Origin of the sequence: Pseudomonas sp. F3-2 (genome assembly GCF_038804275.1) — a bacterium.
In the GTDB taxonomy this organism is placed as follows: Bacteria; Pseudomonadota; Gammaproteobacteria; order Pseudomonadales; family Pseudomonadaceae; genus Aquipseudomonas.
Genome location: NZ_CP152388.1, coordinates 4,599,370 through 4,611,841 on the forward strand (window position 1 = coordinate 4,599,370; position 12,472 = coordinate 4,611,841).

13 protein-coding genes are annotated in these 12,472 nt (G+C 59.4%); 2 read left to right on the forward strand and 11 right to left on the reverse strand.

What is annotated here, in order from left to right:
• Positions 1-18: 18 nt before the first annotated feature.
• From recX to AAGQ88_RS20690, 4 genes are all read right to left on the reverse strand, one after another.
• Positions 19-489 carry a recombination regulator RecX gene (gene recX / locus AAGQ88_RS20675; protein WP_342653428.1) on the reverse strand — a complete coding sequence of 157 codons (471 nt, stop codon included), beginning with the start codon at positions 487-489 and terminating at the stop codon, positions 19-21.
• Positions 490-497: 8 nt separating this feature from the next.
• Positions 498-1,562: a recombinase RecA gene (gene recA / locus AAGQ88_RS20680; protein ID WP_093463404.1), complete on the reverse strand. Its 1,065-nt coding sequence runs from the start codon at positions 1,560-1,562 to the stop codon at positions 498-500.
• Between the two features lie 85 nt (positions 1,563-1,647).
• Positions 1,648-2,148, reverse strand: a complete 501-nt coding sequence (locus AAGQ88_RS20685; protein ID WP_342653429.1) for a CinA family protein — start codon at positions 2,146-2,148, stop codon at positions 1,648-1,650.
• 100 nt (positions 2,149-2,248) lie between these two features.
• Positions 2,249-2,380 (reverse strand): hypothetical protein, encoded by a 132-nt coding sequence (locus AAGQ88_RS20690; RefSeq protein WP_256214505.1) that lies wholly within the window; start codon positions 2,378-2,380, stop codon positions 2,249-2,251.
• Positions 2,381-2,640: 260 nt separating this feature from the next.
• Here AAGQ88_RS20690 and mutS point away from each other — a divergent pair, with 260 nt between their 5' ends.
• Positions 2,641-5,208 carry a DNA mismatch repair protein MutS gene (gene mutS, locus AAGQ88_RS20695; protein WP_342655851.1) on the forward strand — a complete coding sequence of 856 codons (2,568 nt, stop codon included), beginning with the start codon at positions 2,641-2,643 and terminating at the stop codon, positions 5,206-5,208.
• A 241-nt stretch (positions 5,209-5,449) separates the two neighbouring features.
• Positions 5,450-5,773: a ferredoxin FdxA gene (gene fdxA / locus AAGQ88_RS20700; protein WP_285422357.1), complete on the forward strand. Its 324-nt coding sequence runs from the start codon at positions 5,450-5,452 to the stop codon at positions 5,771-5,773.
• Positions 5,774-6,343: 570 nt separating this feature from the next.
• On the opposite strand, the gene rpoS is transcribed toward fdxA, so the two are convergent.
• The 7 genes from rpoS to fghA form a co-directional block, all read right to left on the reverse strand.
• The gene (rpoS, locus tag AAGQ88_RS20705) at positions 6,344-7,348 is read right to left on the reverse strand and encodes an RNA polymerase sigma factor RpoS (RefSeq protein ID WP_285422358.1); all 1,005 of its coding nucleotides are present in this window, start codon (positions 7,346-7,348) and stop codon (positions 6,344-6,346) included.
• A 104-nt stretch (positions 7,349-7,452) separates the two neighbouring features.
• Positions 7,453-8,355: a peptidoglycan DD-metalloendopeptidase family protein gene (locus AAGQ88_RS20710; protein ID WP_093463389.1), complete on the reverse strand. Its 903-nt coding sequence runs from the start codon at positions 8,353-8,355 to the stop codon at positions 7,453-7,455.
• 190 nt (positions 8,356-8,545) lie between these two features.
• On the reverse strand, positions 8,546-9,181 hold the full coding sequence (locus AAGQ88_RS20715; RefSeq protein WP_177182139.1) for a protein-L-isoaspartate(D-aspartate) O-methyltransferase: 636 nt from the start codon (positions 9,179-9,181) through the stop codon (positions 8,546-8,548).
• A gap of 41 nt (positions 9,182-9,222) precedes the next feature.
• Positions 9,223-9,972, reverse strand: coding sequence for a 5'/3'-nucleotidase SurE (gene surE / locus AAGQ88_RS20720; RefSeq protein ID WP_342653430.1), 750 nt, complete (start codon positions 9,970-9,972; stop codon positions 9,223-9,225).
• Positions 9,960-11,018 carry a tRNA pseudouridine(13) synthase TruD gene (truD, locus tag AAGQ88_RS20725; RefSeq protein WP_342653431.1) on the reverse strand — a complete coding sequence of 353 codons (1,059 nt, stop codon included), beginning with the start codon at positions 11,016-11,018 and terminating at the stop codon, positions 9,960-9,962. The genes surE and truD overlap by 13 nt, the downstream gene beginning before the upstream one ends.
• The gene (gene ispF, locus AAGQ88_RS20730) at positions 11,015-11,488 is read right to left on the reverse strand and encodes a 2-C-methyl-D-erythritol 2,4-cyclodiphosphate synthase (protein WP_285422361.1); all 474 of its coding nucleotides are present in this window, start codon (positions 11,486-11,488) and stop codon (positions 11,015-11,017) included. Before ispF ends, truD begins: the two co-directional genes overlap by 4 nt.
• A 52-nt stretch (positions 11,489-11,540) precedes the next feature.
• Positions 11,541-12,386 (reverse strand): S-formylglutathione hydrolase, encoded by an 846-nt coding sequence (fghA, locus tag AAGQ88_RS20735; RefSeq protein WP_285422362.1) that lies wholly within the window; start codon positions 12,384-12,386, stop codon positions 11,541-11,543.
• Positions 12,387-12,472: the final 86 nt, after the last annotated feature.

A 12,472-nucleotide genomic window follows, 5' to 3' on the forward strand; every position in this document is an offset into this window, starting at 1 on the left:
ATGAAGGCGGAGGACCGATCAGTCGTCGCCCCCGCCTTTGCCGCTCAACAGCTTGCCAATCAATTCCGGGGGAAATCCTCGGTAGCTCAGAAATCGCATTTGTTGACTCCGCTCACGCATATCGGCCGGCAACCGCCCGGCATACTTGCGGCGCCAGCATTCTTCCAGCTTCTCCCGCCAGTCGACTCCACATTCGCGAAGCGCCTGTTCGATATCATTGCGCTGCAGACCGCGCTGGCCGAGTTCTTCGCGAATACGCAAAGGACCGTATCCGGAACGGGCACGGTAGGAAACGAAGCTTTCGAGGTAACGTGATTCGCTGAGCAAACCCTCTTCCGTCAGGCGGTCAAGAGCTGCTTCGATCAATTCAGGAGGGGCGCCGCGCTGACGCAACTTGCGCGTCAGCTCGACTCGACCATGCTCGCGACGTGCGAGCAGGTCCATTGCGCTACGCCGTACTGCGACGGGCGTATCAAGCTCTACCGACATGACAGGAATCAGAGATCCGCGTCAGCTTCGATCTCAGCCACGTCGTCCTCGGCTACGCGAGAAGACTGGGCTTTGACGTCAGGAGCGGCAGTCAGCAGTTTCTCGCGAATCTGCTTCTCGAGGGTGGCGCCGATTTCCGGGTTGTCCTGCAGGAATTTCGCGGAGTTGGCTTTACCCTGGCCGATCTTGCTGCCCTGATAGCTGTACCATGCGCCGGACTTCTCCAGCAGGCCATGCAATACACCCAGGTCAATGATTTCGCCGTTACGGTAGATACCCTTGCCGTAGAGGATCTGGAACTCGGCCTGACGGAACGGCGGAGCGACCTTGTTCTTCACGACTTTTACGCGGGTTTCGCTACCAACGACTTCGTCGCCTTCTTTCACCGCGCCGGTGCGGCGGATGTCCAGACGAACCGATGCGTAGAACTTCAGCGCGTTACCACCGGTGGTGGTTTCCGGGCTGCCGAACATCACGCCGATTTTCATACGGATCTGGTTGATGAAGATGACCAGGCAGTTGGCGTTCTTGATGTTACCGGTGATCTTGCGCAGCGCCTGAGACATCAGACGGGCCTGCAGGCCGACGTGCATGTCGCCCATTTCACCTTCGATTTCAGCCTTCGGCACCAGCGCGGCGACGGAGTCGACGACGATCACGTCGATGGCGTTGGAGCGCACCAGCATGTCGGTAATTTCGAGCGCCTGCTCGCCGGTGTCCGGCTGCGATACCAGCAGGTCGTCGACGTTGACGCCCAGCTTGCCCGCGTACTCAGGGTCGAGCGCGTGTTCGGCGTCGACGAATGCGCACGTGGCCCCCATTTTCTGGGCTTCGGCGATCACCGACAGGGTCATGGTGGTTTTACCCGAAGATTCCGGGCCATAGATTTCAACGATCCGGCCTTTTGGCAAACCGCCGATACCCAGTGCGATATCGAGGCCCAATGAGCCGGTGGAGATAGCAGGAATAGCCTGGCGGTCATGGTCACCCATGCGCATTACGGCACCTTTGCCGAACTGGCGCTCGATCTGACCCAAGGCCGCAGCCAAGGCTTTCTTCTTGTTGTCGTCCATTGAAGTCCTCTCGTAATCGGTTAAGCCTGACGGCCGATATAACTGTATAAGTAGCCAGTATTATTCCACAGGGTTGAGCGCGCGCCTACCCCCGATTTGGTATTTCTCCACGAGCGAGCTGGATCAGCCCCTCTAGCGCGGCCTCCACCGTTTGTCGGCGCACGGCATCGCGATCACCGACGAACTGAAAGCGCCGAGCGATCAGTTGCTCACCGGCTCCCCAACAGATCCAGACCGTGCCGACCGGTTTCTCCGCGGAGCCGCCATCGGGACCTGCGACGCCGCTGACGGCCACCGAGAAATGCGAAGCGCTGTGGGCCTGCGCACCACGTGCCATGGCCTCGACCACTTCCCGACTGACGGCGCCAGCGCGTGCGAACAATTCTTGCGGCACGTCCAGCTGCCGGGTTTTCTGAGCGTTGGAATAGGTGACATAACCGGCTTCGAACCAGGCCGAACTGCCGGGAATGCGAGTGATGGCCTCGGCAATCCCGCCGCCGGTGCAAGACTCGGCCGTGCTGACCTGAGCGCCGACGCTCAAGAGTTGCGAGCCAAGCGTTGCGGCCAACTGAGTGATCTCATCCACAAAGGGTTCTCCGTATCGGTCAAGGCGTCCACGCTACACGAGCATGGTTGATGTGCAAGGCAGGACGCGGCGTTGACGGGGCCGCGCCCTGTCGAGGCATTTATGCAGGTTCCCGTTTCTCGGGACAGGGTTTTTTCACGGTTTCAATGACGGTTTCCCGCGGACGGCGCTTGGCCTCTTCCAGCGGAATGAACCGGCCATTGGTTGAGTCTCTTCCACGCTTGCGTTGCATATAACGATCCTTGTCTGAAATCCCGCCTGATTCGAGCGGTGCCTCGACATCCTAGACAGTCATTGGCGTCGTGTGTGGGTCCGGAAATGCCCGGTGACCAATAACCCGGAACTGCGGCTGGGAGTCACGCGTGGTAACCTTGCGGCCATCGCAAAAGCAATCGGATCTGACGTCGGACCACGTAGGTGGAATTCCACGCGTCACCCTTCATTTGCCTCAATCTCCCAACGAATTTGCCTAAATAACTGATGAATAAAGCAATTTCCGACCTCTCTTCGCACACGCCCATGATGCAACAGTACTGGAAGCTGAAGAACCAGCATCCTGAGCAGTTGATGTTTTATCGCATGGGCGACTTCTACGAGATCTTCTACGAAGACGCCAAGAAGGCGGCGAAGCTGCTCGACATCACCCTGACCGCCCGTGGCCAGTCGGCGGGGCAAAGCATTCCCATGTGCGGAATTCCTTATCACGCCGCTGAAGGGTATCTGGCCAAGCTGGTGAAGCTGGGCGAATCGGTGGTGATCTGCGAACAGATCGGCGATCCGGCGACCAGCAAAGGCCCGGTGGAGCGTCAGGTCGTGCGCATCATTACCCCGGGCACGGTCAGCGACGAGGCGCTGCTCGATGAGCGCCGCGACAACCTGATCGCGGCCGTGCTGGGTGATGAGCGCCTGTTCGGGCTGGCCGTGCTGGACATCACCAGCGGCAACTTCACGGTTCAGGAGATCAAAGGCTGGGAAAACCTGCTGGCCGAGCTTGAACGCATAAACCCGGTCGAGCTGCTGATCCCCGATGACTGGCCGCAAGGATTGCCTGCGGAAAAACGCCGAGGTGCGCGCCGCCGTGCGCCGTGGGATTTCGAACGCGATTCGGCCCACAAGAGTTTGTGTCAGCAGTTTTCCACCCAGGACCTGAAAGGCTTCGGCTGCGAAAACCTGACCCTGGCGATTGGCGCCGCCGGCTGCCTACTCGGTTACGCGAAGGAAACTCAACGCACCGCGTTGCCACATCTGCGCAGCCTGCGTCACGAGCGCATGGACGACACGGTGATTCTGGATGGAGCGAGTCGCCGCAATCTGGAGCTGGACACCAACCTTGCCGGTGGGCGCGACAACACGCTGCAGTCAGTCATGGACCGCTGCCAGACGGCAATGGCGACGCGCTTGCTGACCCGCTGGCTGAATCGCCCGTTGCGCGACCTTGCCGTACTGCAAGCCCGGCAGGAGTCGATTGGGTGCTTCCTGGAACGCTATCGCTTTGAAAACCTGCAGCCACAGCTGAAGGAAATCGGTGATATCGAGCGCATCCTCGCCCGTATCGGCCTGCGCAACGCCAGACCTCGCGACCTGGCGCGCCTGCGCGACGCCCTGGGCGCGCTGCCTGAATTGCAACGGGCACTGGCTGAGCTCGAAGCGCCTCACATTCAGCAACTGGCCACAACCACAAGCACTTACCCCGAGCTGGCCGATCTGCTGCAACGCGCGATCATCGACAACCCGCCTGCGGTCATTCGTGACGGCGGCGTGCTGAAGACCGGCTACGACGCCGAGCTCGATGATCTGCTGTCCCTGAGCGAGAACGCCGGGCAGTTCCTGATCGATCTGGAAACCCGCGAGAAAGCGCGCACCGGTCTTGCCAATCTCAAGGTCGGTTACAACCGCGTACACGGCTATTTCATTGAACTGCCGAGCAAACAGGCCGAACAGGCACCTGCCGATTACATCCGCCGGCAGACGCTCAAGGGCGCCGAGCGCTTCATCACGCCGGAACTGAAAGCGTTCGAGGACAAGGCGCTGTCTGCCAAGAGCCGCGCGCTGGCCCGGGAAAAAATGCTCTACGAGGCGCTGCTCGAAGACCTCATCGGCCATCTCGCGCCGCTGCAGGATACCGCCGCAGCCTTGGCCGAACTGGACGTCCTGAGCAATCTGGCCGAGCGCGCCCTGAATCTGGACCTGAACCGCCCACGCTTCACCGACGAGCCGTGCATGCGCATCGAGCAAGGTCGTCATCCGGTGGTTGAGCAGGTGCTCTCCTCACCGTTCGTGGCCAACGATCTGGACCTCAACGACAACACCCGGATGCTGGTCATTACAGGCCCGAACATGGGGGGTAAGTCGACCTACATGCGTCAGACCGCGTTGATCGTGCTGCTGGCGCACATCGGCAGCTTCGTACCGGCCGCGAGCTGCGAGCTGTCGCTGGTTGACCGCATCTTCACGCGCATCGGCTCGAGCGATGACCTGGCAGGGGGACGCTCGACCTTCATGGTGGAGATGAGCGAAACCGCGAACATCCTGCACAACGCTACCGACAAGAGCCTGGTGCTGATGGACGAAGTCGGCCGCGGCACCAGTACCTTCGACGGCCTTTCGCTGGCATGGGCTGCGGCAGAATGTCTCGCCCAGTTGCGCGCGTACACGTTGTTCGCGACGCACTATTTCGAGCTGACGGTGTTGCCGGAAAGTGAACCGTTGGTCGCCAACGTTCATCTCAACGCCACCGAGCATAACGAGCGCATTGTCTTCTTGCACCGCGTGCTGCCAGGACCGGCCAGTCAGAGCTATGGCTTGGCCGTGGCCCAGCTGGCGGGGGTTCCAGGCAAGGTCATCAGCCGCGCGAAGGAGCATCTGTTGCGCCTGGAGACCACCAGTCTTCCCCATGAGCAGCCCAGATCAAAGCCAGGCAAGCCGCCGGTACCGATGCAGAGCGACCTGTTCGCCAGCCTGCCGCACCCGGTGCTGGATGAGTTGTCGAACCTGAAAGTCGATGACCTGACACCGCGTCAGGCGCTGGAGTTGTTGTATTCGATGCAAACACGCATCTAACGGGATTGGTAACAAGCTGTTAGAATCCCGCGCGGTTTGGGACGCTGTGAGCTTTTAGCCTGGCTTCACAGCAATCCTGGCCGCGTTTGAACGCAGCGAACCAAGGTCGGACAACGCAGCGCAAGGTCGCCTTGCCTGCCGCGTTGCTCGACAAGCTGAGTTTTCACGGCCCGGGGGACTCCCGAACCTGGCAAGCCTGATTGAACGGCCTTGCTTCCGCCGCCTGAGGAGAGAATTAGAAATGACCTTCGTCGTCACCGACAACTGCATCAAGTGCAAGTACACCGACTGCGTAGAAGTCTGTCCGGTGGACTGCTTTTACGAAGGCCCGAATTTCCTGGTGATTCACCCGGATGAGTGCATCGACTGCGCGCTCTGCGAGCCTGAATGCCCGGCCAACGCGATCTTCTCCGAAGACGAGGTTCCGGCTGGCATGGAGAACTTCATCGAGCTCAACGCCGAGCTGGCTGACGTCTGGCCGAACATCACCGAGCGCAAGGATGCCCTGCCTGACGCTGAAGAGTGGGATGGCAAGACCGGCAAGATCGCAGATCTCGAACGCTGAGTGGTGCTGCTCGCGCAATGGCCCTTCGGGGCCATTTGCATTTCTGCAGGGCGACACCGCACTTTTCTGCAGACGAAAAAAGGGGCGGTATGACCCGCCCACATTTTTTCCATAATCCCTTTAATCCGTTTTCATCATCCTGATGAATCGCGTCCTGCGATGTCCTTGAGCAGTCTTCCTTGACCGCCTGTACCAATCCGTCGGTACAGTCCTGATATTAGTGATTTCTGAACGGTGGGCAAGGGTGCGCACTTTTCAAAACAATTCATCCTGCGAATAAGCCAGCTGATAAAACACAGGAAAATCAGCCGGATAAGTTTTACCCGTCACGCTTTAGCGATTTAGCCCGTCGCAAAAAAAGTCGATAACTGACAAGACGTGTGAGAGAAGTCTTACAACTAAAGTAAGTACAGCCCACAGTTAATAAAATATTAAAGTCGACATACATGTAGGAAAATAAACGTGAAGTCAGTGCCCGAAAAACATCAAATTGAAACATTAAAAAGCCCCGACTAATCGGGGCTCTGGATGATGCTAACTGGCTATTAGTTATAACAGGGCATCATGGGATCACTGAAACAATGACTCACTGGAAAGGCCGTTCTTCTCCAGAATTTCCCGCAGACGCTTGAGCCCTTCAACCTGGATCTGCCGGACACGTTCCCGGGTCAGACCGATCTCCAGCCCAACATCTTCAAGGGTACTGCTCTCATGGCCGCGCAGACCGAACCGCCGCACGACAACCTCGCGCTGCTTGTCGGTGAGCTCAGACAGCCATTGATCGATGCTCTGGGAAAGATCGTCGTCCTGCAGCAGCTCGCAGGGATCGGTGGGCCGATCATCGGTAAGCGTATCCAGCAGGGTTTTGTCCGAGTCCGGACCCAGCGAAACGTCGACGGAGGACACACGCTCATTCAGCCCGAGCATGCGTTTGACCTCGCAGACCGGCTTTTCAAGCAGGTTGGCGATCTCTTCAGGGGAAGGTTCGTGATCGAGCTTTTGCGTCAGCTCGCGGGCCGCACGCAGGTAGACGTTGAGCTCCTTGACCACATGAATCGGCAGGCGGATGGTCCGCGTCTGATTCATGATCGCGCGCTCGATGGTCTGACGGATCCACCAGGTGGCGTATGTGGAGAAGCGGAAGCCGCGTTCCGGATCGAATTTCTCGACCGCCCGAATCAGGCCGAGATTGCCCTCTTCGATCAGGTCCAGCAATGAAAGGCCACGATTGACGTAGCGTCTGGCGATTTTCACCACCAGCCGCAGATTGCTTTCAATCATGCGTTTGCGTCCGGCTGGATCGCCACTTTGCGACAAACGCGCAAAATGAACCTCTTCTTCCGGAGAGAGCAAAGGAGAAAAGCCGATTTCGTTGAGATACAGCTGCGTGGCATCCAGTGCCCGCGTGTAGTCGATGTACTTGTGCTGCTTGAGCGCTGCGGAGTTTTTGGTCTTTGCACGAACAGAAGGTGTAGCTGGCTTCTCATCCGTTGCAGAATCCAGGACGATCCCGTGCTCCATAAGGAGGACCTCGTCGTCTATGTCAAACTCCGGCGCTTCTTTGTTGAGAGCCATTGTTATAGTCCTTTGATGAGTTCGACCTCAAGCTCCAGTGGCGCCTTTTTCCGTGGCAGCACTTGAGCCTGTCCCCTCTACGGCAGGAACAGGCTGACAACCGATCAACGACGTGGCAAGAATTCCAGTGGATCTACAGGCTTACCCTGACGGCGAATCTCAAAATGCAGTTTCACCCGGTCAGTTCCGGTCGATCCCATCTCGGCGATTGTTTGCCCTGCCTTGACCTGCTGCCCCTCCCGAACCAACAGCCTACGGTTATGACCGTAAGCACTGACGTAGGTATCGCTGTGTTTGATGATTACTAATTCGCCGTAGCCCCTTAATCCACTTCCGGCGTATACCACTGAACCATCAGACGCGGCTAAAACAGGCTGTCCCAAATCACCAGCGATATCAATTCCTTTATTCAAACTACCGTTTGAAGAAAACTTGGCGATCAAAACGCCATTAGTTGGCCAGGCCCATCCGCTTGGCGAACGCGCCCCTGCAACCACCGGTGTATTAACCGGAGTTGTTGTTGAAGTTGAACCTGCCGGCGCTACAACGACCGGATTAGAGCCTACGGGCCGAGATATAACGGTTGTTTTCAGCGAACCTGAAGGCGACGAACTGGTGCTGCTGCTCGTGGAAGTCTGCGGCACGACGACCGGCGCTGCCGCAATGGCAGTCGAGCCAGAAGTCGAGCGTCCGTCGAAGCGAATGGCCTGACCGACATGAATGGTATAGGGCTCGGGGATGTTGTTGCGGGCCGCCAGCGCTTTCCAGTCCCAGCCGTAACGGAATGCGATCGAAAACAGCGTGTCACCACGCTTGACCACGTACTGACCGGTCGTGACCGGCTGCCGAACGGGAGCGGCCGGCTTGCTGCTGTTGCGGTCCACAACGCGCACGCCGCCCGACGGCGCGCTGGAGCAGCCGACCAGAAGGACACTCAGGGCAATGCCAATCACCAGACGCTGAAAACTTGTTGAAGAACTACGCTGCCGAATGACTGTGAGACTCACCCGTCACTCCCTTTACTGGTGACTGAATTAAAGCTGCCTGATGTGTCTTGAAAATGACAGGCAGCCATGGAAAAGCTGGTGTAGAACCTTCGTTGCGACGCTGCGGCAGACACCCTTTGTCTTCATCGCAAAACGCCAGCCTGTAGACCGGCGTCGCCTGCTGGAATTCATTGCAGCTGCAAAATAGCGCCTACGCCAGCGGCCCGTTGAGCAGCGGCACGAAACGTACGGCACCTAATACGTGCCGGGAGAAGCCATGCTCTTCGCGGATGATCAGCATCAGTTGCTGGACTTCGCCTGAACCCACCGGAATCACCAACCGGCCACCGGGCGCCAGTTGATCCAGCAGCGCCTGGGGGACATCGGTCGCAACCGCGGTCACGATGATGCCGTTGTATGGCGCGAGGGCCGGCCAGCCTTCCCAGCCATCGCCCCAGCGGAACACCATGTTGCGCAGGTTCAGCTCGACCAGCCGCTCCTTGGCACGATCCTGAAGCACTTTGATGCGCTCCACGGAAAACACCCGCTCGACCAGCTGCGCCAAAACGGCGGTCTGATAGCCCGAACCGGTGCCGATCTCCAGCACCTTGTCCAGCGGACCGGCCGCCAGCAGCAGCTCGCTCATGCGCGCAACCATATAAGGCTGGGAGATGGTCTGGTTGTTGCCGATGGGCAGCGCGGTGTCTTCATAGGCGCGATGCGCCAGCGCTTCATCGACGAACAGGTGCCGGGGCGTCTTGCGAATGACGTCCAGCACCTGAGTGTTGGAAATGCCTTCTTCGTACAACCGCTGAATCAGACGCTCACGGGTGCGCTGGGAAGTCATTCCCACGCCACGACGTAACAGGTCATCTTGCTCACGCGACATCAGGCCATTCCCTCCAGCCATGCGTTCAGGCTGTTGAAACCGTCCTGATAGGTCCGATCCAGCTGCAACGGTGTAATCGACACGTAACCCTGCATGACAGCGTGAAAGTCCGTACCCGGGCCGCCGTCTTCGGCATCGCCGGCAGCCGCGATCCAGTAGCCGGCCTTGCCGCGCGGATCGACCACGCGAACCGGCGCAGCTGCACGGGTGCGATGACCCAGGCGGGTCAGCTGAATACCGCGAACATGTTCAAGCGGCAGGTTTGGAATATTCACATTCAATACGGTACGCGGTGGAAGATCGAGCTGCTCATGGGCTTCGACCAAGAGCCGGGCATAGTGCGCGGCAGTTGCCAGGTTATCGGCCTGGCGCGACAAAAATGAAAACGCAAACGACGGACGTTGCAGAAACCGCCCCTCGAGGGCAGCCGCCACCGTTCCGGAATACAAAACGTCATCGCCCAAGTTGGCGCCCAGGTTGATCCCGGAAACCACCATGTCGGGTTCGTTCGCCAGCAGGCCGTTGAGACCCAGATGAACGCAATCGGTTGGCGTACCGTTGAGGCTGATGAAGCCGTTGTCCAGCGTGTGCGGGTGCAAGGGCCGATCGAGCGTCAGCGAGCTGCTGGCGCCGCTTTTGTCTTGATCGGGCGCGATGACCACACAATCGGCGTAGCCGGCGAGCGCGCCGTAAAGCGCAGCAAGGCCGGGTGCCGTGATCCCGTCGTCATTTGAAATCAGAATACGCATGAGCTGTCCGTCTGTCCTGTCGGCACCAGATCGACGAGTTCACGCACCAATGCGGTGGCGAAGCATCCGGACGGCAGGACGAATTCCAGTTGCAGAATGTCAGGCTCGGGATAATGCCACGTCAACCGCCCGATGGGCAGTCGCAGGATGCGACGTTCGTGTTCCATTCCCGCTTTTATCAACCAGTTACAGAGCGACGACTCGCGCTGGGCGATGCTGTTTTCGAGCGCTGCCGTGGCGCCCGAGGCTGGCGATTCCCCCTCGCCCCACTGCGGCCCGGTCGGGTGCAGGTCGAGAATCGCCAGCCGAGGATCGCTGCAGTCCGCTTCGGCAGCAGGAAAAAAACTGCGGCTGTCGGTGAACGCGAGCAAGTCGCCTGGCTGGGCCCGTTGCCAGCTTCCGTCGGCGACGCGCGCAGCCAGCACCTGATTGAACAGATAGCTGCGTGCGGTCGACAGCAGGCGCGAACGCACATTGCGCTGCTCCGGCAATGCCTGTCGCTCGGCGTAATGACGCGCTTCACCGAGATTGCCGCCCTCGTGACCAAACCGCTGGGCGCCGAAATAATTCGGGATACCGGCCAGCCGAATGGCCTCCAGTCGCGCGTCGAGCGCCGCTTTGTCAGCCTGAAGCTGCGTCAGACGCAAGGTGAATCCGTTGGCGGCGTGAGCGCCGCGTTGCAGCTTGCGTTTATGTCGCTTGCTGTCGAGAATTTTCAGCGTGTCGTTTTCGGCTGAGGACATGTCCGGGTCGGCCTTGCCCGGCAGTTGAATGCTGAACCACTGGCGGGTCAGCGCCTGGCGATCCTTCAAACCGGCGTAACTGACCGTGCGCAACGGCACGCCTGCGGCCCTGGCCAGTCGGCGAGCCGCCTCCTCGGTGTTCAGACCGCGCTTTTCAACCCAGAGCCACAGATGCTCGCCATCGCCGGACAACGGGATATCCAGCACTTCATCGACCTGGAAGTCTTCGGCGGTGGCTTTCAATACGGCGGTGCCCAACGCATCGCCATAGGCCTTCGGGCCCAGCAGTTCGAGTTCGGTCATGCGGCGATCAACAGTGCGACCGCGTGAACCGCGATGCCTTCTTCACGTCCGGTGAAACCGAGTTTTTCGGTGGTGGTGGCTTTGACGTTGACCTGATCCAGGTCGACCTGCAGATCTTCAGCGATCAGCGCGCGCATGGTGTCGATGTGCGGGGCCATCTTCGGCGCCTGAGCCACGATGGTCGCGTCGACGTTGCCGACTTTCCAGCCCTTGGCCTGCACTTGCTTGAGCACATGACGCAGCAACACACGGCTGTCGGCGCCCTTGAACTGCGGATCGGTGTCTGGAAAATGCTTGCCGATATCACCCAGAGCGGCGGCGCCAAGCAAGGCATCGCTCAAGGCGTGCAGCAGGACATCGCCATCGGAATGCGCGAGCAGACCGGACGTGTGCGCGATCCGCACCCCACCCAAGGTAATGAAATCGCCTTCAGCGAAACGGTGCACATCATAGCCGTGGCCAATACGCATAAAAAAACGCCCTGAAAAAGTCAGGGCGTGATTCTACCTACTTTGTCCGACATTAGCCCGCCAAGGCACGCGCATGATGTCGCAGATGATCCTCGATGAAGCTGGCGATGAAGTAGTAGCTGTGGTCGTAGCCGGGCTGCATGCGCAACTCCAGCGGATGGCCGACCGCCTTAGCGGCCTGCACCAGCACTTCGGGCTTGAGCTGATTGGCGAGGAAGTCGTCGCGATCACCCTGATCCACCAGCAAAGGCAGACGTTCGGTGGCCTCGGCGATCAGCACGCTGGCATCCCACTCGCGCCAGCGCGAACGGTCTTCGCCCAGATAACGCGAGAACGCTTTCTGGCCCCAGGCACAATCCATCGGGTTGCAGATCGGCGAGAAAGCCGAAACCGACTGGTACCGGCCCGGGTTGCGCAAGGCACACACCAGCGCGCCGTGACCGCCCATCGAGTGACCGCTGATGCTGCGTTTGTCCGAGGCCGGAAAGTGCGCCTCGATCAGGGCGGGCAATTCGCTCACCACGTAATCGTACATGCGGTAATGGCGGGCCCAAGGTTGCTGCGTGGCATTGAGGTAGAAGCCTGCGCCCAGACCGAAATCGTAGGCATTGTCCGGGTCACCTGGCACATCGGCGCCACGCGGACTGGTGTCCGGCGCCACGATGATGACCCCAAGCTCGGCCGCGATGCGCTGGGCGCCGGCTTTCTGCATGAAGTTTTCATCGGTGCAGGTCAGGCCTGACAACCAGTAAACCACAGGAAGCTTGCCGCCCTGCTCTGCCTGGGGAGGCAGATAGACCGCAAACACCATGTCGCAACCCAGCACGTCAGAGTGATGTTTGTAACGTTTATGCCAGCCGCCGAAGCTTTTCTGGCACGAGATGTTTTCCAGACTCATGGGATCGTTCCTCCCAGCCACACACTTCAAACCGCAGGCCGCAAGTCGGCACAATGGCGTGCTCTCTTGCGGCTTACCGCTTGCAG